The organism is Streptomyces sp. JK94, from assembly GCF_053613315.1.
Window position 1 is genome coordinate 1 of the sequence record NZ_JBSICH010000023.1, and the last position, 22,337, is coordinate 22,337.

Annotated in this window: 22 protein-coding genes, 1 tRNA gene and 2 pseudogenes; 14 read left to right on the forward strand and 11 right to left on the reverse strand. The window is 72.9% G+C overall.

The genetic code is table 11. The features are described from left to right. Positions 1–168: 168 nt before the first annotated feature. On the reverse strand, positions 169–1,716 hold the full coding sequence (locus ACVV2G_RS21035) for an MFS transporter (protein WP_453844293.1): 1,548 nt from the start codon (positions 1,714–1,716) through the stop codon (positions 169–171). Positions 1,717–1,778: 62 nt separating this feature from the next. Between ACVV2G_RS21035 and ACVV2G_RS21040 the strand changes: the two genes are divergently transcribed. Then, a complete protein-coding gene (locus ACVV2G_RS21040) occupies positions 1,779–2,750 on the forward strand; it encodes a helix-turn-helix transcriptional regulator (RefSeq protein ID WP_453844294.1) in 972 nt (323 codons plus the stop codon). A gap of 209 nt (positions 2,751–2,959) precedes the next feature. Here the strand turns inward: ACVV2G_RS21040 and ACVV2G_RS21045 are convergent, their stop codons facing one another. Continuing rightward, complete coding sequence (locus ACVV2G_RS21045) at positions 2,960–3,559, reverse strand: TetR/AcrR family transcriptional regulator (protein ID WP_453844318.1); 600 nt, start codon at positions 3,557–3,559, stop codon at positions 2,960–2,962. A 784-nt stretch (positions 3,560–4,343) separates the two neighbouring features. After that, complete coding sequence (locus ACVV2G_RS21050) at positions 4,344–5,342, reverse strand: sigma-70 family RNA polymerase sigma factor (RefSeq protein WP_453844295.1); 999 nt, start codon at positions 5,340–5,342, stop codon at positions 4,344–4,346. 237 nt (positions 5,343–5,579) lie between these two features. Between ACVV2G_RS21050 and ACVV2G_RS21055 the strand changes: the two are divergent. After that, positions 5,580–6,089 (forward strand): annotated as a pseudogene (locus ACVV2G_RS21055) (GNAT family N-acetyltransferase); the annotation flags it as partial. Between the two features lie 71 nt (positions 6,090–6,160). Here the strand turns inward: ACVV2G_RS21055 and ACVV2G_RS21060 are convergent. After that, complete coding sequence (locus tag ACVV2G_RS21060; protein ID WP_453844296.1) at positions 6,161–6,946, reverse strand: dioxygenase family protein; 786 nt, start codon at positions 6,944–6,946, stop codon at positions 6,161–6,163. Between the two features lie 101 nt (positions 6,947–7,047). On the opposite strand from ACVV2G_RS21060, the gene ACVV2G_RS21065 reads away from it, so the two are divergent. Then, complete coding sequence (locus ACVV2G_RS21065) at positions 7,048–7,563, forward strand: MarR family winged helix-turn-helix transcriptional regulator (RefSeq protein WP_453844297.1); 516 nt, start codon at positions 7,048–7,050, stop codon at positions 7,561–7,563. 100 nt (positions 7,564–7,663) lie between these two features. On the opposite strand, the gene ACVV2G_RS21070 is transcribed toward ACVV2G_RS21065, so the two are convergent. Continuing rightward, positions 7,664–9,199, reverse strand: a complete 1,536-nt coding sequence (locus ACVV2G_RS21070; protein ID WP_453844298.1) for an MFS transporter — start codon at positions 9,197–9,199, stop codon at positions 7,664–7,666. Between the two features lie 160 nt (positions 9,200–9,359). Next, positions 9,360–10,013 carry a TetR/AcrR family transcriptional regulator gene (locus ACVV2G_RS21075; RefSeq protein ID WP_453844299.1) on the reverse strand — a complete coding sequence of 218 codons (654 nt, stop codon included), beginning with the start codon at positions 10,011–10,013 and terminating at the stop codon, positions 9,360–9,362. 297 nt (positions 10,014–10,310) lie between these two features. On the opposite strand from ACVV2G_RS21075, the gene ACVV2G_RS21080 reads away from it, so the two are divergent. Continuing rightward, positions 10,311–11,606, forward strand: coding sequence for a M6 family metalloprotease domain-containing protein (locus tag ACVV2G_RS21080; RefSeq protein ID WP_453844300.1), 1,296 nt, complete (start codon positions 10,311–10,313; stop codon positions 11,604–11,606). A gap of 407 nt (positions 11,607–12,013) precedes the next feature. Here the strand turns inward: ACVV2G_RS21080 and ACVV2G_RS21085 are convergent, their stop codons facing one another. Both ACVV2G_RS21085 and ACVV2G_RS21090 read right to left on the reverse strand, forming a co-directional pair. Continuing rightward, positions 12,014–12,952 carry an NAD-dependent epimerase/dehydratase family protein gene (locus tag ACVV2G_RS21085; RefSeq protein ID WP_453844301.1) on the reverse strand — a complete coding sequence of 313 codons (939 nt, stop codon included), beginning with the start codon at positions 12,950–12,952 and terminating at the stop codon, positions 12,014–12,016. A gap of 11 nt (positions 12,953–12,963) precedes the next feature. Then, positions 12,964–13,167, reverse strand: coding sequence for a hypothetical protein (locus tag ACVV2G_RS21090; protein WP_453844302.1), 204 nt, complete (start codon positions 13,165–13,167; stop codon positions 12,964–12,966). 155 nt (positions 13,168–13,322) lie between these two features. On the opposite strand from ACVV2G_RS21090, the gene ACVV2G_RS21095 reads away from it, so the two are divergent. Both ACVV2G_RS21095 and ACVV2G_RS21100 read left to right on the forward strand, forming a co-directional pair. Further along, positions 13,323–14,006, forward strand: a complete 684-nt coding sequence (locus ACVV2G_RS21095; RefSeq protein WP_453844303.1) for a ScbR family autoregulator-binding transcription factor — start codon at positions 13,323–13,325, stop codon at positions 14,004–14,006. Between the two features lie 133 nt (positions 14,007–14,139). After that, positions 14,140–14,212, forward strand: a tRNA-Arg gene (locus ACVV2G_RS21100). Between the two features lie 47 nt (positions 14,213–14,259). Here the strand turns inward: ACVV2G_RS21100 and ACVV2G_RS21105 are convergent. Next, on the reverse strand, positions 14,260–14,550 hold the full coding sequence (locus ACVV2G_RS21105) for a hypothetical protein (protein ID WP_453844304.1): 291 nt from the start codon (positions 14,548–14,550) through the stop codon (positions 14,260–14,262). Here ACVV2G_RS21105 and ACVV2G_RS21110 point away from each other — a divergent pair. The 5 genes from ACVV2G_RS21110 to ACVV2G_RS21130 all read left to right on the forward strand — a co-directional run bounded on the left by ACVV2G_RS21110 (position 14,539) and on the right by ACVV2G_RS21130 (position 18,319). After that, entirely contained in the window at positions 14,539–14,901 is a 363-nt protein-coding gene (locus ACVV2G_RS21110) for a deoxyxylulose-5-phosphate synthase (RefSeq protein WP_453844305.1), read from the forward strand. The two genes, ACVV2G_RS21105 and ACVV2G_RS21110, sit on opposite strands and share 12 nt — an antisense overlap. A 647-nt stretch (positions 14,902–15,548) precedes the next feature. Continuing rightward, a complete protein-coding gene (locus ACVV2G_RS21115) occupies positions 15,549–15,752 on the forward strand; it encodes a cold-shock protein (protein ID WP_014145516.1) in 204 nt (67 codons plus the stop codon). Positions 15,753–16,067: 315 nt separating this feature from the next. Next, positions 16,068–17,579 carry a DEAD/DEAH box helicase gene (locus tag ACVV2G_RS21120; protein ID WP_453844306.1) on the forward strand — a complete coding sequence of 504 codons (1,512 nt, stop codon included), beginning with the start codon at positions 16,068–16,070 and terminating at the stop codon, positions 17,577–17,579. A gap of 46 nt (positions 17,580–17,625) precedes the next feature. Then, positions 17,626–17,961, forward strand: a complete 336-nt coding sequence (locus ACVV2G_RS21125) for a CBS domain-containing protein (protein WP_453844307.1) — start codon at positions 17,626–17,628, stop codon at positions 17,959–17,961. A gap of 49 nt (positions 17,962–18,010) precedes the next feature. Next, entirely contained in the window at positions 18,011–18,319 is a 309-nt protein-coding gene (locus ACVV2G_RS21130) for an SCO5918 family protein (protein WP_453844308.1), read from the forward strand. Between the two features lie 103 nt (positions 18,320–18,422). Here the strand turns inward: ACVV2G_RS21130 and ACVV2G_RS21135 are convergent, their stop codons facing one another. Next, positions 18,423–18,788, reverse strand: a complete 366-nt coding sequence (locus tag ACVV2G_RS21135) for a hypothetical protein (protein WP_453844309.1) — start codon at positions 18,786–18,788, stop codon at positions 18,423–18,425. Between the two features lie 195 nt (positions 18,789–18,983). Further along, positions 18,984–19,625 carry a TetR/AcrR family transcriptional regulator gene (locus ACVV2G_RS21140; protein WP_453844310.1) on the reverse strand — a complete coding sequence of 214 codons (642 nt, stop codon included), beginning with the start codon at positions 19,623–19,625 and terminating at the stop codon, positions 18,984–18,986. A 69-nt stretch (positions 19,626–19,694) separates the two neighbouring features. Between ACVV2G_RS21140 and ACVV2G_RS21145 the strand changes: the two are divergent. The 3 genes and pseudogenes from ACVV2G_RS21145 to ACVV2G_RS21155 all read left to right on the forward strand — a co-directional run. Then, positions 19,695–20,333 (forward strand): annotated as a pseudogene (locus ACVV2G_RS21145) (alpha/beta hydrolase); the annotation flags it as partial. Between the two features lie 336 nt (positions 20,334–20,669). Then, positions 20,670–21,533 carry a Vgb family protein gene (locus ACVV2G_RS21150; protein ID WP_453844319.1) on the forward strand — a complete coding sequence of 288 codons (864 nt, stop codon included), beginning with the start codon at positions 20,670–20,672 and terminating at the stop codon, positions 21,531–21,533. Beyond that, positions 21,530–22,180: a CatB-related O-acetyltransferase gene (locus ACVV2G_RS21155; protein ID WP_453844311.1), complete on the forward strand. Its 651-nt coding sequence runs from the start codon at positions 21,530–21,532 to the stop codon at positions 22,178–22,180. The genes ACVV2G_RS21150 and ACVV2G_RS21155 overlap by 4 nt, the downstream gene beginning before the upstream one ends. Positions 22,181–22,337 lie beyond the last annotated feature (157 nt).

Consider the following 22,337-nt stretch of genomic DNA (forward strand, 5'->3'; position numbering starts at 1 on the left):
TGGGGGGGGGGGGGTGTGGTTGCTCTGACTTGGGGCCCCCCCCCCCGCCCCACCTCGTTCATCCGGGCCCGCCCCGTCCCGTTTGACCGGAGCGGCCCCGCCCCGTTTGCCCGGAGCGGCCCCGCTCCGTTTGCCCGGAGCGCAGCACCCCGTCGCCCGGAGCGGCGCTCAGACCAGCGCGGGCTCCTGCTGCTCCGCCGGCTCCTCCTCCGGGGCCCCCTCCACGTGCTGGGCCGGACGCCTGGGCAGCGCGAACATCAGCAGGAAGATGACGGCCATCACGGCGGCCACCCAGCCCAGCGCGTGCTGGAAGGCGTCCGCGTAGGCGGGGCCTGTCCGGGGCGGGGCCAGGTGGTCGCTCATCGTGCCGAAGAAGACCACCGACACCAGGCCCAGTCCCAGCGCGTTGCCCATCTGCTGCACGGTGTTGATGAGCCCGGACGCCGCCCCGGCGTGCTCACGCGGCACCTGGGACAGCACCGCGTCCGTCAGCGGGGCGACGATCAGGCCCATGCCGACGCCCATGACGACGAGCGGCAGCGCCATCTGCCAGGAGGTGATGCCGAGCCCGTACCGCTCGGACTCCCAGATGTAGAGCAGTACTCCGGCCGTCATCACCAGCGCGCCCGCCTGGAGCACCTTGCGTCCGAAGCGCGGGACCAGCTTCTGGACCGACACACCGGCCGCCACGGAGACGGCGATCGAGAACGGCACGCCGGTCAGGCCGGCCCGCAACGGGCTCCAGCCGAGCCCGTCCTGCATGTACAGGGTCCACACCAGGAAGAAGATGCCGAGCGCGACGCCGAAGACGGTCTGCACGGCGATGCCCGCCGCGAAGCTCTTCACCCTGAACAGCGACAGCTCCACCAGCGGCGACCCGTCCCGCGCCGTCTTGCGCCGCTCGTACGCCACCAGCACCGCGAGGACGACGAACGCCCCGGCCATCGAGAGGTGCCCCCACAGCGGCCAGCCCAGCTCACGGCCCCGGGTGAGCGGGTAGACCAGCATCAGCAGCCCGAGGGTGACCAGGGCGACGCCGACCAGGTCCAGCCTGAGCGCGCGCGGCGCCCTGGACTCCGTGATGAAGCGGCTGCCCAGGACGAGCCCCGCGATGCCGACCGGCAGGTTGATGAGGAAGATGGGCCGCCATTCGAGCCCAAAGAGGTTCCACTCGGTGAGCAGGGCCCCCAGCAGCGGACCGGAGACGGCCCCCAGTCCGACGACCGCGCCGAACAGCCCGAACACCTTGCCTCGTTCGTGTGCCGGGAAGGTGGCGTGCACGATCGACAACACCTGCGGCACCATCAGCGCCGCCATGGCGCCCTGCAGGATGCGGGAGGCGACCAGCATCTCCGGGTTCACGGCGAGGCCGCACAGCGCGGACGCCACGGTGAAGCCGCCGATACCGACGAGGAACACCCGCTTGCGGCCGTGGATGTCACCGAGCCGCCCTCCGGTGATCAGGCCGGCGGCGAAGGCGAGGGCGTACCCGGCGGCGATCCACTGGATCTGGCTGAAGGAGGCGCCCTCGTCCCGCCGGATGGACGGGATGGCGATGTTGACGATGGTGACGTCGACCAGGTCCATGAGGGCGGCGGTCATCACGATCGCGAGGGCGAACCAGCGGCGCCGGTCGCCCGCGGCGGGCCGGGCCGGTGACGCCGGTGACGCCGGTGACGCCGGTGACGGACGGTCGGGGGTGTGCGTGGAGGTCATGGCGGAAAGCCATGGCTCCAATAGGACGGATCGCGTCCTAGATGTGCGGCATCCTCGGACGCATGACGACGGACACTCCGGCCCGGCTCCTGACGCTCCTCTCCCTCCTCCAGACGCCCCGCGAATGGCCCGGGGGCGAGCTCGCCGACCGGCTCGGGGTCTCCCGGCGCACGGTCCGGCGGGACATCGACCGGCTGCGCGAGCTGGGCTACCCGGTGCAGGCGACCATGGGCTCCGACGGCGGCTACCGGCTGGTGGCCGGCAAGGCGATGCCACCGCTCGTCCTCGACGACGAGGAGGCGGTGGCGATCGCGGTCGGGCTGCGCGCCGGGGCCGGGCACGCGGTGGAGGGCCTGGACGAGGCGTCGGTACGGGCACTGGCCAAGCTGGAACAGGTGCTGCCGGCGCGGCTGCGCCACCGCGTCGCCACGCTCCAGGCCGCGACGACACCGCTGACCAGCGGGGACGGCCCGAACATCGCGCCCGAGACGCTGACCGTCATGGCCTCGACGGTGGCCGGGCGGGAGCGGCTGCGGTTCGCCTACCGCGCGGGGGACGGCACCGAGTCGCGACGCGTGACGGAGCCGTACCGGCTGGTGTCGACGGGGCGCCGCTGGTACGTGGTCGCCTACGACCTCGGCCGGGAGGACTGGCGGACCTTCCGGGTGGACCGGGTGAGCGAACCGTTCGCGACCGGGGCGCGCTTCGCTCCGCGCGAGTTGCCGACCGGCAGCGCGGCGGAGTACCTGCGGCGCTCGATGCAGCGGCACGGCGAGTCGTACGAGATCGTGGTCGCCTTCGACGCGCCGGCCGAGGTCGTCGCGGCTCGCCTGCCGCGGTGGGTGGGGGCGCCGGAAGCGACGGACGGGGGTGCGTCGTGCGTCCTGCGGGCGACCGTGTCCGACGCCGTGGAGTGGATGGCCGTACGTCTGGTGATGCTGGACGTGGACTTCCGGGTCCGGGAGCCGGCGGAACTCGTGGAGTGCGTACGGGGGCTGGGGGCGCGACTGACGAGGGCGGCCGAGGCGCGATGACCTCGGTCCCGCGGGCAGGGACGTCCGACGCGAGCACCGCCCCTGCCGGACCGCGAGCACGGAGGCCCCAGGCGATCACCACCCTGCCGGGCGGGCCGCGGGGCGAAAGCCCCACGCGATTCACCACCCTGCCGGGCCACGGAACGGAAGCCCCACGCGATCACCACCCTGCCGGGTCGCGGCCACCGGTGCCCTCCCGGTCGCCGCCCCTACCCCGTGGGCCCGGCCTCCCAGGCGAATCCCCGCATCCTCTCCAGGTTCCGCAGTGCCGGCTCGAGAGGGCCGCGTGCCGCCTCGGGGGCGCGAGCCCAGTGCTCCACGGCCACCCGCACGGCCGCCCCCGCCACGGCGGCGCCGAAGTGCAGATCGGGCGCGGCCCTCAGTCGGGCGGCAACGTTGTCGTCACCGCCGGACAGCCGGGCGGCCAGCACCTCCACGAGACGCCGCTCCGTCGTCTGGCAGACCTCGGCCCACACCTTGCGCAGTGCCGGGCTGCTCCCGGCCAGCCGGATGAGCGTGCGGGCCGACTCCCAGGACGACGCCGAGACGCCGGCACCCGGCGTCAGCGTGTGGCGCGCGGCGTGTTCCAGGGCCTCGGACGGGGACAGCGCGGCGGGGGCCTCGCGCACCGCCGCCGCCCAGCGGTCGGCGCCCAGCGCGTAGAGCGGGGCGACGGCCTCCTCCTTGGTCGCGAAGTAGCGGTAGAAGGTGCGCGGGGCGACACCGGCGGCGCGGGCGATGTCCTCGGCCCTGGTGGCCCGCAGCCCCTGGGCGACGAAGAGGCGGGCCGCCGCGCGGGCGATGGCCATCCGGGTCTCGGCCTTGCGCCGCTCGGTCAGGGAGAGCGCCCCGGAACCGGCCACCGGGCCACCGGACGACGCGGGGCCACCGGGCGCAGCGGTGGGCGGTACGGAGTCACCGGACGAAGCCGGACCGCCAGCCGAGGCCGAGATGCCGGACGGGGCCTGACCGGCAGGGGACGCGGGGCCGCCGAAGGGGGCCGGGGTGCCGGACGGAGCCGCGCCGGCGGGCGACGCGGGGCCGCCGGACGAGGCCGAGGCCGAGGCCGAGGCCGAGGACGAGGTACCGGACGCTGCTGGGACCGAGGTACCGGACGATGCCGGGGCGGTGCTGCTCACTTCGGCAGGCTATGCCGCTGTGGCAGAATCTGCCATCCGGCGGGCCACCCCGGGGTTCAGGTCCGGGGTGTCCCGCCACCCCGCCACGCCCCCGGCGCGCGGCCGTCCGCACTCCCGCACGAGAGAAGCCGGGCCCGGCGCCCCGGGGGGAGAGGCGCCGGGCCCGGCCGGGAGAGTCCCGGCGCCGGGGGGATTGCGGCGGGACTGTGGTCCGAAGGTGCCCGAGGGCGGGTCCGGGAGCAGTGCCCCGGGCCGGTCTGCTGGGCCCGGAGTTGTTTTTCCCGGGCCCCCGCCGGTTGAAGCAGCGTTGTACGGCCATCTTTGCGCGGGGTTCGGCCACCGGCGTACGCCCCACGCATCACGCCACGCCCCTCCATCACGGCCGTCGGCGACGACCCGGACGGGCCGTGTCACCGCCCGGGCGGGCCGTATCACCGCCTGGCCTGCGCTCGGCCTACGCCGCCGCCTCGAAGCCGGTGTCGCGGGCCAGCTTCTTCAGCTCCAGCAGCGCGTGCTTCTCGATCTGGCGGATGCGCTCACGCGTGAGCCCGTGCTCCTTGCCGACCTCGGTCAGGGTGCGCTCGCGGCCGTCGTCGATGCCGTACCGCATCTTGATGATGGAGGCCGTGCGCGGGTCGAGGCGGCCGATGAGGTCGTCCAGCTCCTCGCTGCGCAGCAGCGTCATCACCGACTGCTCGGGCGACACGGCGGAGGTGTCCTCCAGCAGGTCGCCGAACTGGGTCTCGCCCTCGTCGTCCACCGACATGTTCAGCGAGACGGGGTCGCGGGCCCAGTCGAGGACGTCGGTGACGCGCTCCGGCTTCGAGCCCAGCTCGGCGGCGATCTCCGCGGGCTCCGGGTCGCGCCCGTGCTCGCGGTTGAACTCGCGCTGCACCCGGCGTATGCGGCCCAGCTCCTCCACCAGGTGGACGGGCAGCCGGATGGTGCGGGACTGGTCGGCGATGGACCGGGTGATGGCCTGACGGATCCACCAGGTCGCGTACGTGGAGAACTTGAAGCCCTTGCGGTAGTCGAACTTCTCGACCGCGCGGACCAGGCCGGCGTTGCCCTCCTGGATCAGGTCGAGGAGGGGCAGGCCGCTGCGCGGGTAACGGCGGGCCACCGCGACGACGAGGCGGAGGTTGGAACGGATGAAGACGTCCTTCGCCCGCTCGCTCTCCTCGATCAGGGCCTCGAGCTCCTCCCGGGTGGCGTCCGCCCCGGTCTCCTCGTAGCCTTCGAGGACCTGCCGCGCGAACACACCCGCCTCGATGGCCTGGGACAGCTCGACCTCCTTGGCGGCGTCGAGCAGCGGGGTCCGTGCGATCTCGTCGAGGTACATGCCGACCAGATCGCGGTCGGCGAGCTCGCCGCCGTTGGCGCGGACGCTGGTTGCCGCGTCGCTCGTCTCGCCGGTGGCGGACTTACGACGGGCGACGGCACGGGTTGCCATGCGTGCTCCCTTGCGATGGTGGTTCAGCGGGTGGTCCTGCGGACGTCGGTCACCATGTGGGGTTGTCTCCGGTCCCGGATCCATTCCCGGAACGCTCCGGTCTCTTTCGGGACTCTCCTCGGGTGCCCTGCATCCGATGGAAACAACGACTGGAATCCGGACAGAATTCCCCACCCACCCCTCGATTTTTCTGATCATGCAGTACCCTGTGCCGCCGCAAGGGGAGGGACGGTGCCGATGGGGCGCGCGGAGGTCCAGGTCAGGCCGGGGATCGGGGGTGACCTCGAGGCCCTCACCGACCTCTGCAACCACTACGTGCGTGAGACGCCCATCACGTTCGACACCGAGCCCTTCACTCCGCAGGAGCGCCGCCCCTGGCTGCTCTCCCACCCTGAAGACGGCCCGTACCGGCTGAGGGTTGCCGCGGACGCGGACTCACAGGAGATTCTGGGGTAGGCCACATCCAGCCCCTACCGCGCAAAGCCGGCGTACGGGACCTCGGTGGAGACCACCGTCCACGTCGCCCCGCGGGCCGCCGGGCGCGGCGTCGGCACGCTCCTCCACACGTCCCTCTTCGAGGCGCCGGCCGAGGAGGACCTGCACCGCGCCTACGCCGGCATCGCCCAGCCGAACGACGCCTCCACCCGGCTGCACGAGCGCTTCGGCTTCCGGTACGTCGGCACGTACCGTGAGGTGGGCCGCAAGTTCGGCCGCCACTGGGACGTGGCCTGGTACGAGAAGCCGCTCTGGACTCCTCCGTTCCACCCCGGCGGGGTCCCTCCCCCGCCCCCGCTCCCTCCCACCCCCATCCCCCGCGGTCAGCCGAACTGCACCGACCGCTTGGCCAGCCCCATCCAGAACCCGTCGATCACGGAGCGGCGCAGGTCCAGCTCGCCGGCCGCGTCCGCCGCCCCCATCGCCACGAACAGCGGGGCGAAGTGCTCGGTACGCGGGTGGGCGAGCAGGCCCGCCGGGGACTTGCGGGTGAAGTCGAGCAGCCCGTCCACGTCACCGGCGTCCAGCGCCCGCCGGCCCCAGTCGTCGAACTCCGCGGACCAGGCGGGGACACCGGCCTGGCGCAGCGCGGCCAGGTTGTGGGTGAAGAAGCCGGAGCCGATGATCAGCACACCCTCGTCGCGCAGCGGCGCGAGCCTGCGGCCGGTCTCCATGAGCCGTGCCGGATCGAGGGTCGGCAGGGACACCTGGAGGACCGGGATGTCGGCGCCGGGATACATCTCGACCAGGGGGACGTACGCGCCGTGGTCGAGGCCTCGGTCGGGGACGTCCTGCACGGGCGTGCCGGGGGCGCGCAGCAGCTTGCGTACGGACTCGGCGAGCGCGGGGGCGCCGGGGGCCCCGTACCGCACCCGGTAGTAGTGCTCCGGGAAGCCCCAGAAGTCGTGGACCAGGGGGACGGTCCTGGTGGCGCCGAGGGCGAGCGGGGCCTCCTCCCAGTGGGCGGAGACGACGAGGACGGCCGTGGGGCGCGGCAGGGCGGCGGCCCACGCGGCGAGTTCGCCGGGCCAGACGGGGTCGTCGGCGAGCGGCGGGGCGCCGTGACTGAGGTAGAGGGCGGGCATGCGCTCCTGAGGGGCGGCGGACATGGAGGCGGCTCCCGAGGTACTTGAACTCTCAAACGTCCTTCGCCGCGAATCTACGCCCCCTTTGTTTAATTTTCAAGAAGTGGTTCCGTACGATGGGATACATGAACACGGCACCCAACCCGGCCCCCGCCGACGAGCCCCGCTGGCTCACCGACGAGGAACAGCGCGTCTGGCGCTCCTACATCGAGGCCGCCACCCTCCTCGAGGACCACCTCGACCGTCAGCTCCAGCGCGACGCGGGCATGCCGCACGTCTACTACGGCCTGCTGGTCAAACTCGCCGAGTCGCCGCGCCGGCGGCTGCGGATGACGGAGCTGGCCCGGTACGCGAAGATCACCCGCTCCCGCCTCTCGCACGCGGTCGCCCGCCTGGAGAAGAACGGCTGGGTGCGCCGCGAGGACTGCCCCTCCGACAAGCGCGGCCAGTTCGCGATCCTCACGGACGAGGGGTACGAAGTGCTGAGCCGGACCGCGCCGGGCCACGTGGACGCCGTACGCCAGGCCGTGTTCGACCGGCTCACCCCCGCACAGCAGAAGTCCCTCGGCGAGATCATGCGGATCGTCGCCGAGGGACTTCAGCCCAGTGGAGCGGGTGCGGACCTGCCCTGGCTGCGCTGAACACGCGGCCGGGGCAGGTCCTGGGAGCCGTGCGCCGGGGGCGTCCCCTCCCCCTGCGCACGGATGGATCAGAGGACCCGAAGGGGTACGGCGTCCGGCGTCAGTGGGCGACGACCGGCACCGGCAGCTCGCCCTCGACCACGTCGTCCGAACCGGAACCCGTGACGGCGGCGCCGCCCGGACGCCCGGCGTTGACGAAGGTCAGGGCGATCGCGGCGGCCACGACCAGGATGCCGACGGCGAACCAGATCGCACTGGTGTAGCCCTGCACCTGGCCCTCGAGCTGGACCAGCCGCTGCTGGGCGGGGGAGGTGGCGCCGCCGATGTGGTCGGTGATGTAGGACGTGGTGGCCGAGGCGGCGATCGTGTTCAGCAGCGCCGTACCGATCGCACCGCCCACCTGCTGCGAGGTGTTGACCATCGCCGAGGCGACACCGGCGTCCCGCGGCTCCACCCCCATGGTGGCCAGGGACATGGCCGGCATGAAGGCCGTACCCATGCCGAGGCCGAGCAGCAGCATGCCGGGCAGCAGCACCGCGGCGTAGGAGGTGTCGACCTCCAGCCGGGTCAGCAGCAGCATGCCGAGGGCGGCGACCAGGAAGCCCGGGCCCATCAGCAGCCGGGGCGCGACCCGGGTCATCAGGCGGGTGCCGATCTGCGTGGAGCCCGTGATCATGCCCGCGATCATCGGCAGGAAGGCGAAGCCGGTCTTCACCGGCGTGTAGCCCTTCACGATCTGCAGGTAGTAGGTCAGGAAGAGGAACAGGCCGAACATGGCGATGATCGCCAGGCCCAGCGAGAGATAGATCCCGCCCCGGTTGCGCTCGGTGATCACGCGCAGGGGCAGCAGCGGGCTCTTGACCCTCGCCTCGACGAGTACGAAGGCGAGCAGCAGCACCGCGGAACCGACGAACATGCCGACCGTCACCGCGTCGCTCCAGCCCTCGGACTCGGCACGGGTGAAGCCGTAGACGAGCGCGACCAGACCCAGGGTGGAGAGGATCACACCGGGGATGTCGAGCGGCGAGCGGTTGCGGCTGCCCTGCGGCTCGCGGATGACGAGGTACGCACCGGCCGCGGCGACGACCGCGAACGGGATGTTCACGAAGAACGTCCAGCGCCAGTTCAGGTACTCGGTGAGGAAACCGCCGAGGATCAGGCCCACGGCGCCACCGCCGCCGGCGATCGCCCCGTAGATGCCGAAGGCCTTGGCCCGCTCCTTGGCGTCCGTGAACATCACGGCGAGCAGGGAGAGCGCGGCGGGCGCGAGCAGGGCGCCGAAGACGCCCTGGAGGGCGCGGGAGCCGAACATCATCGCCTCGTTGGTGGCCGCGCCGCCGAGCGCCGAGGCGACGGCGAAACCGGCCAGCCCCACGACGAAGGTGCGCTTGCGGCCCCACAGGTCGGCTATCCGGCCGCCGAACAGCAGCAGACCGCCGAAGGCGAGGGCGTAGGCCGTGACGACCCACTGCCGGTTGCCGTCGGAGATGCCGAGGTCCTGCTGCGCGGAGGGCAGGGCGATGTTCACGATGGTGGCGTCGAGGACGACCATCAGCTGGGCGAGCGCGATGAAGACGAGCGCTTTCCAGCGTCCGGCGTCCGGGACGCCGGGAGCCTTGACGGCTGTGTCAGACATGGGGATACCCACTTCGGGACTTCGTGACGGAAAAATACGGGCAAGAAGGGCAGGACGAGTAGGACGGGCAAAGGGACGACCGGGCCCACGGCGACGGCCGCGGGGGCCGCCGTCCGCTGCTCAGGCGGGTCGGGTCACGCGTCGCGTGGAAACGGCGGAACTACTGGTCGCGGGGCCGGCGCAGCTCCTCCATGGTCACGGCGGCGCCCGGCAGGGCGGAGCGGGCCGGGGCCCGCAGCCCGTCCAGGAACAGCTGCAGGTGGCGGTGGACGTACCGGTCGGCGTTCAGGCACCCCGTGCCGGCCGGGGGCCGGCTGAGCTGGGCGGCGGTGATCATCAGGTCGCCCACGCCCACATCGGTACGGAGCTGACCGGCCTTCTTCGCCCGGTCCATGACCTCGGCGACGAGTCGCTCGACCCGTTCGCGTGCCGCCTCCAGGTCGGGGTGGTGCTGGTCGAACGTGCTGGAGACCATGGGGCACAGGGCGCTGATCCGCTCGTCGGCGGCGACGTGCACGAAGCGCTCCAGCGCCCCGAAGGCGTCGCCGGTCTCCGCGAGCGCGAGTTCGGCGGCCCGTGCCGTACGGTCCATGACCGAGCAGACGACCTCGCGGACGAGGGCGTCGCGGTCGGGGAAGTTGCGGTACACCGTGGCGTTGCCGACGCCGGCCCGGCGGGCGATGTCGTCGAGCGGCACGTCGGGGCCGTGCTCGACGAACATCTCACGGGCGGCGGCGGTGATCCGCTCCCGGTTGCGCAGGGCGTCGGCGCGCGGCCGGGTCACCTTGCGCTGCTCGGGGGTTGCGGTCTGCACGGCGTACTCCTCGGACGAGTCGGCTGGCGATGGGCGATCCGGGGAGGGAGTCCCCGTTTCGCTCGGACACAGAGCTGAACGGGGAAACGGTCCCCGGTTATTTCCCTGCTTCCGGGAAGAACACCGTGACCTGCGTCACACACCTCCGCCTCCCCGGTCCTTCCGTCCCCCGGTCGGCGGCTACCGGCGAGAAACCCACGATCGGCTCCTCCAGCGCGCGCCCGCCCACCCCTCGGCACAGGGTGATCGCAAGGGTGCAGCCGGTGTCCGGCGGCTGCCGTGGTCCGGGAGGTCTGCATGCAGCCGCCGCAGGTGCAGCCGCCGAGCAGCCGGATACGCCCGCGCCGGCTCGCCGCGATCGCCACCGTCACCGTCGTGACCTTCGCGGTCAGCACCTCGGCCGGCACCGGCGGACCCGCGCCGGACACCACCGCGGCGGGCCCCGGCCCGGCCGCCCTCTCCCGCTCCTCCGCGCACGGCCCCTGCATGATCAGCGGCGGTCCCGAGATCCAGATGTCCGAGGGCGTCCCCACCTCCGCCGGCTACGCCCGCTCCACCGGCACCGTCCGCGCCCTCACCCTGATGATCGACTTCTCCGACGCGCCCGGCGAGGGCAAGGCGACCGACCGGTACGCGGAGTTCTTCCCGCAGACCGAGGAATGGTTCCGCACCAGCTCCTACGGCCGGCTCGACTACCGCCCCGAGACCCCGGTCCGCGACTGGCTGCGCATGCCGAAGTCGTTCGCCGAGTACGGGATAGAGCGCGGCGCCCCCTTCGAACCCGGCTACCGGCACCTGGTCCAGGACCTGGTCGCGGAAGCCGACGCGAAGGTGGACTTCCAGGCGTACGACCTCCTGAACGTGCTGGTCACCCCGAACGCGGGCCCGTCCGCCCTGGACACGGTCCTGTCCGTCACCTTCGCCGGCAACGAGGAGGCCCCGGTCGCCGACGGCGTCCCGGTGGCCAACGCCTCCTTCGTCTACTCCCGGCAGGACGACGGCTCCGGCTCCTACGACGAGACGGGCTACCGCGTCCTGCCCCACGAGAACGGCCACGTCTTCGGCCTCCCCGACCTCTACACCCAGGAGGGCGGGGGCGCGGTCGGGCACTGGGACATCATGAGCGAGGACTGGGGCTCCAACAACGACCTCCTCGGCTGGCACAAGTGGAAACTGGGCTGGCTGGACCCCTCCCAGGTGCACTGCGCGTCGGCGCCGGGGACGGCGGAGTACACGCTGACACCGCTGGCCCGCAAGGGCGGCGACAAGGTGGTCGTCGTCCCGCTGGACGGCAGGACCGGGTACGCGGTCGAGCTGCGCACCCGCGAGGGCAACGACGAGACGGTGTGCCGGCCGGGCGTGCTGATCTACAAGATCGACGCGGACGTGGACACCGGGATGGGCCCGGTGACGGTCTACGACTCCCGCCGGGACAGCGGCGGCTGCACCCGCAGCCCCAACGTCCACGCCGAACTCTCGGACGCCGCCTTCACCCCGGGCGAGACCTTCGAGGACCCGCGCCACGGCATCACGATCGCGGTGTCGGGCGCTGACGCCGAGGGCGACCACCGGGTACGGGTCACCCGCGGATGACGGCGGCCACCGGGTGCGGGGCAGCCGCGAGTGACCGGCAGCCACCGAGTGCGGGGCAGCCGCGAGTGACCGGCAGCCACCGAGTGCGGGGCAGCCGCGAGTGACCGGCAGCCACCGAGTGCGGGGCAGCCGCCCTCCCGGGCGGGGAGACCGCCGTACCCGGACGGGGACTCCGCCGCGCCGGGCGGGGACACCGCCGTGCCGGGCGGGGACACCGCCGTGCCGGACGCGGGGGTACCGGCCGAGGCCGTCGCGGCGCTGCTGCGCGGCATCGCCGTCCTGCGGCGGCTGACCGAGGCGGACGGCGGCGTCCTCAGTCGGCCCCGGGCTTGGCCACGGCCAAGGAGAAGGGATCGACGTCGGGCTCGGGCAGCCCCTCGCCCGCACGAGACGGGCCCGCCGACCGGTCAGCGTCCGTCCGACGGGGCCAGTGACCGGCGGTACCAGTCCGCGTGCCGGGCGAAGCTCTCCCCGAATGCCGGTCCCGGCAGCTCGTCCACGTCCTTCCACAGCGGGTCGGCGTCGAACCAGTGGTCGCTGACCAGCATGTCGAGGTCGTGCCGGGACCCCCCGCGCGCCCGCAGCACGTCGTACGCCTGGTCGAGGGACAGGTCGCGCTCGGGCCACGGAACGGACGCGACGCCGGCCACCGTAGGCAGCAGCGTGTGCCAGGGCACGGGCTGCGGATGGCAGGCGTGGTACACGGGCGCGGTGAGCCGCTCGGCGGGCGCGAGGGCCACGGCGACCAGGGCCCGCGCGAGGTCCTCGGCGGCGATGACGGAGACCCGTGCGCGCCAGCCCTCCACGGTGCCGGGCAGGACCCGCAGCAGCCGGACCAGCGCGGGCACCACCCGGGTGTCCCCCCGGCCGTACACCATGTGGGGGCGGACGACCGTGCCGCCCGCGGCCAGTACGGCGTCCTCGCCGGCCGCCCGGGTGCGCGAGGTGACCGACACCGGCGCCCGGTCCAGGTCCTGCGGCCGGGCGCACCGGAACGTGCCCCTGCCGTACACCGCGGCGGTACTGAGCTGGACGAACCGGCCGACGCCCGCCCGGCCGGCCTCGGCGACGAGCGCGGCCGTGCCACGGGCGTTGACCGCTTCGCACAGGGCGTCCGGGCCACCGATCAGGGAGGCGCAGTGCAGCACGGCGTCGGCACCGTCGCACAGGCCGCGCAGCGTGTCCGGGCCGGCGAGGTTCGCGGGGACGACCGTGGTGCGGGGCGTGTCCGCGCGCACTCGCGCGTCGTGAGCCGTCAGCCGCAGGGTGACACCGAGGCGTGCGGCCTCCCGGACCACGTGGCCGCCGATGAAACCGCCGGCTCCGGTGACCACGAGGGTGGGCACCGACCGCCCCGTCACCGGGAACCGTTCGGGCGCAGGACCACGGTGGCGGTGAGGACCGTCTCGCCGTTCCGGTCGTTGCCGTCCGCTTCCCAGCGGGTGAGGAACTCTCCGGGGACGGCGGCGCGGTGAACGTGCTCGCGGGGCGCCGCGGCCGTGGGCCGGGCCCCTGTGTTGGTGCGCTGATCAGGAACAACGGTACTAAGCGTGCGCGACATGCCAGACACCTTGTCTCTCTGCGGGCAGGGCGAACGACCACACCGGCGCAAAGCTCTCTGCGCTGGTCACCATGACCTTGCTGCCCGCTAAAATACAGACAGGTCGGTTTGGTCTGCCAGACAGAACATGTCGTGAAGAGGAACTCGAGGACGAGATGGCAGTGCAGGAGCGGGGGGAGCGGTCGCGGCGCTCGATCCTGGAGGCGGCTGCGCGAGTCTTCGACGAACGCGGCTACGACGCGGCGAGTACCAACGAGATCCTGGCGCGCAGCGGGCTGACACGCGGCGCGCTCTACCACCACTTCCCCTCCAAGGAGGCCGTCGCCGCGGCCCTGGTGGCGGCGCGGAGCGAGGCCCTCGTGGTCCCCGAACAGCCGGTGAAACTGCAGGCGGTGGTGGACCTCACCCTGGAGTACGCCCGTCGGCTGCAAACCGATCCGGTCCTGCGCGCGAGCGTGCGGCTGACCGTCGAGCAGAGTTCGTTCGGCCACCCCGGCGTGACGCCGCACCAGCAGTCGGCCATTACCATCCTCGGCCTGCTCGAGGTCGCCGCGCGGCAGGGCGAGGTACTGCCCGGTGTGGACCTGGAGGAGGTCACCCAGTTCATCGTGGGCGCGTTCATCGGCGTCCAGTTGATGTCACAGGTGTACAGCCGGCGCCGGGACCTCGTGCAGCGCGTGCGGACCATGTGGCGGCTGCTCCTGCCGGGCATCGCCGCCCCGGACGTGCTCGCGCGCCTACGCGTCACGCCGCCCGCCGCGGTCGCGGACGCCCCCTTCGAGGCGAACGGGGCGCGGCGCACCGACCCGGACCTTTCCCGAGGACCGGGGCACGACTGACCGCCGCCCCGGGACCGGGCCCCGATCCGGTACCCTGTGGACCGAGCGCCCTGACGGGCGCTGCGGCATGCCGCCCGGTCCCACCTGGCACACGCCGCAGCCGTCGGCCAGGACGCTCAGGGCAATCAGCCCCGCCTTCGTAGCTCAGGGGATAGAGCACCGCTCTCCTAAAGCGGGTGTCGCAGGTTCGAATCCTGCCGGGGGCACAACGCATTATCGCTCTGACCTGGGATTTCTTCCCCGGGGAGGGCTCCTATTCGGCCTCGGACTCCTCGTCCGGGGCCGTTTGCGTGAGCGGTGCGTGAGCGGACGGAGAGTTGATCTCCGAAATTTCTCCCAATGGATCAGCATCATCCGGCACGGGTTCCGGGCCGGGATGCTCCGCGTCATCAGGCTCTGGCTCCGGCTGGGGAGCGGTGTTCTCGGGGTTGACGCGGGCACGCGGTACGAGCCGGGCTGCGGCCTCGGCGATGGCGAGGTCGGCCTCGGGGAGCAGGCTCGTGTACGTGTCGGCCGTGATGGTGATCGAGGAGTGGCCGAGCATCTCCTGGATGCGTACAAGCAGCCCCATCCCGGCCGCCACGACCACGACCGGGTCTGTCCGGGCTGCGCCGAACCGCTGATCCACGTCGGCTCCGCCTTCGCGGCACCCAGGAGGCGGGACACCGCCGCCTGGCGCACCCTCTCCGTACTGCTGCACGCCGGTGTGGGCTTTCACCAGAGCTGCTGCGGTGGTCCCGGGTACCGTCCCCGCACCCTCCGCGAGGTACGGGAGCGGATGGCCTACGCCCGGGCCGGCGGGGAACCGTTCGCTCAGGCGTTGGTCCGCCGCCACCTGCCCTGGCAGTCCGGAGGCCGGGGCGTTCCGCCGCGCCGCCGAAGCGGCCTCCGCTGACGGCGCGCGTACGCCGTCGGGGCGGCTCCGCAGCAGTCGCGCCTTTCCCTGTCGGCCACCCGCATCCGGCTCACCGGGAGCACGTCGCCCCGGCTGACGTGCGGACGAGGAGCGACAAGCACGCGGGGTCCGGGAACATGGAGGGAGGCCGGTACGGCAACTGCCGTGCTCCTGGAGTGACTTCGACCGTCCGGTGCTCCTCCGCCGGCCGTCGCCGCCCGCTCCGCCCGCTCCGCCCGCTCCGCCCTTCGCGTGCCGGCCGTCCGTGTCCGCCGTGTCGGTGAGGTGGTCCTCGCGGGACGGGTGCTCTTCTTCGGGTCGCGAAACGTTGGGGCGCGGGTGAATCAATAGCTGTGTCCGCGAGCTGAGTTTTGGACGGAAGGCGCTGACAGATTCTCTGCCGGAAGCTGACAGATTTTCTGCCGGAATTATCGGCGTGCGGTTCTTCACCGCACACGGACCGCCGCGGCGTGCTACTGTCGATCTCAGTTGCAGTTGTGGTTCCCGAAAATTCAAATTCTCTCCGGCCGGTTTCTGTGCCGCTGGAAGCGCTTTTGTGTGTCCGGTCTTTTCCGGGCGGGGTGATCATCGCGGCGACTCGGTGTCCGAGCTACGGACGCCGACGCACAGCCCCAAAGGAGAATGACATGGCTGCTGGTACCGTTAAGTGGTTCAACGCGGAAAAGGGCTTCGGCTTCATCGAGCAGGACGGTGGCGGCGCTGACGTGTTCGCCCACTACTCGAACATCGCCGCCCAGGGCTTCCGCGAGCTGCTCGAGGGCCAGAAGGTGACCTTCGACATCGCGCAGGGCCAGAAGGGCCCGACGGCTGAGAACATCGTTCTCGCCTGACGCCGACACGCACGTGCAGCTGGGGCCCGCATCCTTCGGGGTGCGGGCCCCAGCTGCTCGCATTTTTCGCAGTGACCTGACCTGCGGACGAAAAGGGACCGCCCTTCAAGGGTGCAGGCACACCTCTTCGTGTCTCCATCATCGCGGGCACCCGAGCATGACACCCCCATCGCATCGCCCCTGACAGCACCTGCGCCCGCCCGTATTTCCGCGGCCGCATTCACTGTCGCGACCACCGGCCCATTCTTGCAATTCACCGTGCTGCTCGACGCTGCGGGAATTCCTTGATATGTGCCGCATCGAGGAAGGTTCCGCATGAACCGCACACGTTCCAACGACCGCTACGCCCGCACCCGTAACGGCGGTGCCGATTCCGGGAGGGGCGGCAGCCGCTTCGGTTCGTCGGCCTCGCGCCGCTCCGACGGGCCGAGCCGATCCGGCGGACCGAGCCGATCCGGCGGTCACAGCCGTCGGCCCGCCGCGCTCCAGGGTGAGTTCGCCCTCCCCAAGACGATCACTCCCGCGCTTCCGGCCGTGGAGGGCTTCGCCGATCTCGACATGTCCCGGGAACTGCTGACCGCGCTCGGGACGCAGGGCGTGACCGTGCCGTTCCCGATCCAGGCCGCGACCCTGCCGAACTCCCTGGCCGGCCGGGACGTCCTCGGCCGTGGCCGCACCGGGTCCGGCAAGACCCTCGCCTTCGGGCTGGCGCTGCTGGCCCGTACGGCCGGGCAGCGCGCCGAGGCCGGGCAGCCGCTGGGGCTGATCCTCGTACCGACGCGTGAGCTGGCGCAGCAGGTCACCGACGCGCTCGCCCCGTACGCCCGCTCCGTGAAGCTGCGGATGGCGACGATGGTGGGCGGCATGCCGATCGGCAGGCAGATGAGCGCGCTGCGGGGCGGTGCCGAGGTCGTCGTCGCCACGCCGGGACGTCTCAAGGACCTCATCGACCGCGGTGCCTGCCGGCTGAACCAGGTCGCCATCACCGTCCTCGACGAGGCCGACCAGATGGCCGACATGGGCTTCATGCCGCAGGTCACCGCCCTGCTCGACCAGGTGCGCCCCGAGGGCCAGCGGATGCTGTTCTCCGCCACCCTCGACCGCAACGTCGACCTGCTCGTCCGCCGCTACCTGACCGACCCCGTCGTGCACTCCGTCGACCCCTCGGCCGGCGCGGTCACGACGATGGAACACCACGTGCTGCACGTCCACGGCGCCGACAAGCACACGGCCACCACCCAGATCGCCGCACGCGACGGCCGCGTGATCATGTTCCTGGACACCAAGCACGCGGTCGACGGCCTCACCGCCCATCTCCTGAACAGCGGGGTGCGGGCCGCCGCCCTGCACGGCGGGAAGTCGCAGCCGCAGCGCACCCGCACGCTGGATCAGTTCAAGTCCGGGCACGTCAACGTGCTGGTGGCGACCAACGTCGCGGCCCGCGGCATCCACGTCGACAACCTCGACCTGGTCGTCAACGTGGACCCGCCGACCGACCACAAGGACTACCTGCACCGCGGCGGCCGCACCGCCCGCGCCGGCGAGTCCGGCAGCGTCGTCACCCTGGTCACCCCGAACCAGCGGCGCGGTATGACCCGCCTCATGGCAGCGGCCGGCATCGTCCCGCGGACCACCCAGGTCCGGGTGGGCGACGAGGCCCTGCACCGCATCACCGGCGCCCAGCCGCCGACCGGGGTCCCGGTCGTCATCACCGCACCGGTGACCGACCGCCCCAAGAAGCGCGGCGCCACCTCACGCGGCCGGCGCCGCCCCGCCTCGGCGGCCCGGCGCGCCTTCCCGCGGCAGTCCACCGCCACGGCGGCGTAGACGCGCGGTGCTCAGTCAGCCGGCCCATCTCCGCAGGAGGCACTCTTTGACGCTGCTCCAGTCGCCGTTCCGCCCGGCGAGTGACCGCCCCGTGCACGGCACGGTGGCCGACACCACGGACGCGGCCGGGCCGCAGGTCTGGGAGGACATGACCGTGGAGGTGGCGCTGTCCGTGATGGCCGCCGCCCGTACGGGCCACCTGGTCGTCTCCGACGGGGACGGTCTGCGCACCGGCCTCGTCACCCGGGCGGGGCTCACGGCCGTCCGCGACAGTTCCGCGTACACGGACCGGATCCGCCTGCGGGACGTCGCCGACACCGTCGCCGTGTCCGTCGCCGACGGACACGGCACCACTCCGGGCGTTCTCGCCCTCTCCCGCTGAACCGCCGTACGGCGGTCGGCCACGTCTTTCCTTCTCCCTGTGAGGCATCGTGCGCTGTGTCATCGCCCGTTTCCCGTTCGACCTGACCCGGAGCGGCGTGCTGGAGTCCATGAAGGGCGTCAAGCCCGAACCGGTCACCGGCGAGTCCGTGATCATCGGAAGGCGCCACTACCCCGCCAAGCAGGTCGGCCAGGTCCTCACCCGCCAGGACCGCCGGGATTTCAGTGCCGCCGAAGTGCTGCGGGCCATGGCCCGGCTCGGCTTCACCTGCCGTACGCCATCCGAGGCGGCACCCGCGCGCGTCGAGAGCCCGTTGCAGCGGGCCTCCGCGTTGCTCGGCTCCCCCCTGCCCGCCTGACCCGCGGGACGGGCTCCGGCGAGACGGAGCGACGAGGGCCCTGCCGGCACGTGCCGGCAGGGCCCTCGTCTCGTGCCGTGCCGCTTTCGGTGCGGCACGCGGGTCAGCGGTGGGAGTAGGAGTAACTGAAGTCGCCCACGGTCCAGGCGCTGACGTCCTCGATCGCGATGCGGTACATCCCGCCCGTCTCCGGGATGCCCACCGTGCCCTGCAGGATGCGGGCGACGTGGAAGTGCAGGTGCGTGGGCGGCCCGTCCTTCTTCGCGGGGCCGTCGAAGACGGCGGCGAAGTCGGCCAGGCGGGCGGAGTCCGCCAGCACCTCGGACACCCTCTGCCGCCACACGGCTTCGGGAGCCAGGCGACCGGTGATGACAGCACCACCGGTGACCACGGTCAGGGACATCTGGTTGCTCTGCCCGGACTCCACAAGGGCGGCGATGTCAACGATCAGCTCGTCAGGCTTCGGCATGGAACCACATTCTATGCCCCGGCCCGCCGGGGTTTCCCCGACGGTGTGCCACCCGCGAGACGGACGCGCCCGGCCGCCTCGGTACGGCGGCGCGTCCGGGACTCGGCCGCACGGGTCGGCCAGCGCCGTCCGGGACTCGGCCGCACGGGTCGGACGGCGCCGTCCGGGTCCCAGCGGCGCGGGTCGGCCGGGGGTTCAGCCGCGGCCGTACTCCGCCAGCGACGGTGCCAGCAGGTCGAAGGCCTGCCGGGCCTCACGTGTCAGCACCTGTGCGATCTCCGGGTTGGCGCGGCCCGCCAGCGTCAGTTCCCGGATGCGGGTGAACAGGACGCGGTGGACCCCGCCCAGCAGCGCCGCGGCCGTGCGGGGCGTGATGTCCCCGGCCGAGGTGGCCGTCGCCTCGGCCAGCGCCTCGGCCAGCGCCTCCTCCCGCCGGTCGTGCAGGCCGCGCAGGCACGAGGTGAGGGTGGGGCTGTCGGCGATCATGCGGGCGAGGACCGGGCCGGCGAAGCCCGCGACGGGGTCCTGGGCCGCCACCGCCGCCAGGAAGGCACGGCGCAGGGCCGCCAGCGGGGTCTCGCCCGGTTCACGCGCGGCCACGGTGCCGGCCAGGGAGGCGACGAACTGGTCCTGGTGGTCGAGGGCCAGGTCCTCCTTGCGCGGGAAGTAGTTCGTCACCGTCTTCTTGGCGACGCGGGCGGCGTCGGCGATCTCGGCGATCGTCGTGCGCTCGAAGCCCTGCGCGACGAAGAGCGCGGTCGCCCGGTCGGAGATCAGCTGCCGCGTCTCACGCTTCTTGGCCTCGCGGAGGCCCAGCGCCGGTGTGGTCGGTCCCATGGCGAGAATGTTACCCCGGTAGTAATATTACGTTGACGGTCACCTTCCGCCCTGCATACGTTCCTCGTGATGAACGAATACATTGAGGGGACCGACATCAACGACGGCGACGGCGTCGTCGTCTACGTACACGGCGGCGGGTTCGCGCACACCGCACCGGAGGCCGAGCGGGCCCTCGCGCGCCGGCTGTCCCGGGCCACCGGCCGCCTCGTACTGCGGGTGGACTACCGGCGGGCACCCGCCCACCCGTACCCGGCGGCCCTCACGGACGTCCTCGCCGCCTGGCGCGAGGTGCTGGCCCAGGGCGTTCCCGCCGCGCGCGTGGCGTTCTTCGGCGAGTCGGCCGGGGCGACGCTCGTCCTGTCCGCCCTGCTGGAGATCGAGCGGGCCGGTGGGCCCCGGCCCGGCGCCGCGGTCGTCGTCTCGCCCGTCACCGACCTGGCGCTCACCGGCGACTCCCTGACGGCCAACGACGGCAAGGACGTCATCGACCGGAGCGTCCTCGCCTCCCTCTGCGCCCAGTACCTCGCCGGCGCGGACCCCGCCGAGGCGCCGCAGTCGCCCCTGTACGGCGATCTGCGCGGGCTTCCGCCGCTGCTGGTCGCGGTCGGCGGGGACGAGGTGCTGCTGGACGACGCCCGGCGGTTCGCCCGGGCCGCGCAGGACGCCGGGGTGAGCGTACGGCTGCACGTCCACGAGGGCATGAAGCACGCCTTCCATCTCTCCGAGGAGGACGGCGGGGCGCTGTTCGAGGAGGTCGGACGCCGGCTCGCGGGCCTCGGCACCGGGCCGGACTCCGGCACCGGCACCGGCACCGGCACCGGCCCCTGGGCAGGGTCCGACTCCGCACCCGACGGCAATACAGGCACCGGTTCCGGCACCGAGCCCGACGACGATGCCGACGCCGACGCCGACGCCGACCCCGATGCTGAGCGCGGGGCCGGGCCAGGCACCGAGCCCGGAGCCGGCGCCGGGACCGGCACCCCGCCCAGAGCCGGCACCGGCACCGCCACCGGCACCGCTCACGCCGTCGGCTCCTGCCCCGTGCGGGAGTTCACCGTCAGCGGCCCCGACGCCGGCCCCTACGCCCTCGCCGAAGGGCCGGACGGCGCCCTCTGGTTCACCCTCGTCCACCAGGACGCCGTCGCCCGCAGGGACCCGGGGGACGGGAGCGTCACCGTCCACCCGGTCGGAGCCGGACCGACCGTCATCGCGCGGGGGCCGGACGGGGCGATGTGGTTCACCGAGTACCGGGCGCACCGCATCGGCCGCCTCACCCCCGACGGCTCCTACTCCTCCTACACGCCCCCGACCCCCGAGGGCGGGCCGTTCGGGATCGTCGCCGGGCCGGACGGAGCGATGTGGTTCACGCTCTCCTCGGCCGACCGCGTCGGCCGCGTCACCATGGACGGCGAGGTCACCGAGTACCCGGCACCGGGCACCTTCCCGTCCGCCATCGCGGCCGGCCCGGACGGCGCGCTGTGGTGCACCCTCAACCAGCAGCACGCCGTGGGACGGCTCACCACCGACGGCCGCGGCACCTCCTACCCCCTGCCGGCCGAGGGGGCCGCGCCGGTGGGTATCGCCGCGGGCCCGGACGGCGCGCTGTGGTTCACCGAGATCGGGGCGGGGCGGATCGGCAGGATCACCGTGGACGGCGGGATCACCGAGTACCCGCTGCCCGACCCGGCGGCCCGGCCGCACGCGGTCACGGCCGGGCCCGACGGCGCGCTGTGGTTCACCGAGTGGGGCAGCGGCCGGGTCGGCCGGATCACCGTCGACGGGAGCATCACCTCGTACGCACTGTCCCGCCCCGACAGCGAACCGCACGGCATCACCGCGCACGACGGCGCCCTGTGGTGCGCCCTGGAAACCGGCTCCCTCGCCAGAATCGAGGTCACCGCATGACCGCTCCCGACCCCGGCGTCCTGCACCCGCTCGCCCAGCACCCCCGAGTCGTCCTCCTCAAGCCGCTCGTCACCGACGAACGCATCCAGGTCGGCGACTTCACCTACTTCGACGATCCCGACGACGCCACCGCCTTCGAGACGCGCAACGTGCTCTACGCCTACGGCCCGGAGAGGCTGGTCATCGGCAAGTACTGCGCGATCGCCTCCGGCACCCGGTTCCTGATGGCCGGCGCCGAGCACCCCACCATGGGCGTGTCGACGTTCCCGTTCACCATGTTCGGCGGGGCCTGGGCGGAGGCCACGCTCGACCTCGTCACCGGCATGCCCGGTCGCGGCGACACGGTCGTCGGCAACGACGTGTGGTTCGGCTACGGCGCCACCGTCCTGCCCGGCGTGCGCATCGGGGACGGGGCGATCGTCGCCGCGGGCGCGGTGGTCACCGGCGACGTCCCGCCGTACACCGTCGTCGGTGGCAACCCGGCCCGGCCCCTGCGCACCCGGTACGACGCCGACGACGTCGCCCGGCTCCAGCGGGCCGCGTGGTGGGACTGGCCCGTGGAGCTGGTCACCCGGCACGTCCGCACGATCATGTCCGGCAGCCCGGCCGACATCGAGTCCATCGCGGCGCAGGAGAACCTCGTCTGACCGGCCGGCAGAACTGCACCTCCGCCTCCACCGGGCCCCTCGCCTCCCCCGGCTCCCCCGGCTCCCCCGGCTTCGACGCCGGCGCCGGGTTCGACCGGCAGGTCAGGACGCTCACCGGGCTCGGCGTGGCGTCCGCGGGCGCCCGCCACGCCTGAGA

Coding starts and splice junctions, on each gene's coding strand:
- ACVV2G_RS21035 (WP_453844293.1), bottom strand. CDS start 1,716: ATGACCTCCACGCACACCCCCGACCGTCCGTCACCGGCGTCACCGGCG.
- ACVV2G_RS21040 (WP_453844294.1), top strand. CDS start 1,779: ATGACGACGGACACTCCGGCCCGGCTCCTGACGCTCCTCTCCCTCCTC.
- ACVV2G_RS21045 (WP_453844318.1), bottom strand. CDS start 3,559: ATGGCCATCGCCCGCGCGGCGGCCCGCCTCTTCGTCGCCCAGGGGCTG.
- ACVV2G_RS21050 (WP_453844295.1), bottom strand. CDS start 5,342: ATGGCAACCCGTGCCGTCGCCCGTCGTAAGTCCGCCACCGGCGAGACG.
- ACVV2G_RS21060 (WP_453844296.1), bottom strand. CDS start 6,946: ATGTCCGCCGCCCCTCAGGAGCGCATGCCCGCCCTCTACCTCAGTCAC.
- ACVV2G_RS21065 (WP_453844297.1), top strand. CDS start 7,048: ATGAACACGGCACCCAACCCGGCCCCCGCCGACGAGCCCCGCTGGCTC.
- ACVV2G_RS21070 (WP_453844298.1), bottom strand. CDS start 9,199: ATGTCTGACACAGCCGTCAAGGCTCCCGGCGTCCCGGACGCCGGACGC.
- ACVV2G_RS21080 (WP_453844300.1), top strand. CDS start 10,311: ATGCAGCCGCCGCAGGTGCAGCCGCCGAGCAGCCGGATACGCCCGCGC.
- ACVV2G_RS21090 (WP_453844302.1), bottom strand. CDS start 13,167: ATGTCGCGCACGCTTAGTACCGTTGTTCCTGATCAGCGCACCAACACA.
- ACVV2G_RS21095 (WP_453844303.1), top strand. CDS start 13,323: ATGGCAGTGCAGGAGCGGGGGGAGCGGTCGCGGCGCTCGATCCTGGAG.
- ACVV2G_RS21105 (WP_453844304.1), bottom strand. CDS start 14,550: ATGCTCGGCCACTCCTCGATCACCATCACGGCCGACACGTACACGAGC.
- ACVV2G_RS21115 (WP_014145516.1), top strand. CDS start 15,549: ATGGCTGCTGGTACCGTTAAGTGGTTCAACGCGGAAAAGGGCTTCGGC.
- ACVV2G_RS21120 (WP_453844306.1), top strand. CDS start 16,068: ATGAACCGCACACGTTCCAACGACCGCTACGCCCGCACCCGTAACGGC.
- ACVV2G_RS21135 (WP_453844309.1), bottom strand. CDS start 18,788: ATGCCGAAGCCTGACGAGCTGATCGTTGACATCGCCGCCCTTGTGGAG.
- ACVV2G_RS21140 (WP_453844310.1), bottom strand. CDS start 19,625: ATGGGACCGACCACACCGGCGCTGGGCCTCCGCGAGGCCAAGAAGCGT.
- ACVV2G_RS21155 (WP_453844311.1), top strand. CDS start 21,530: ATGACCGCTCCCGACCCCGGCGTCCTGCACCCGCTCGCCCAGCACCCC.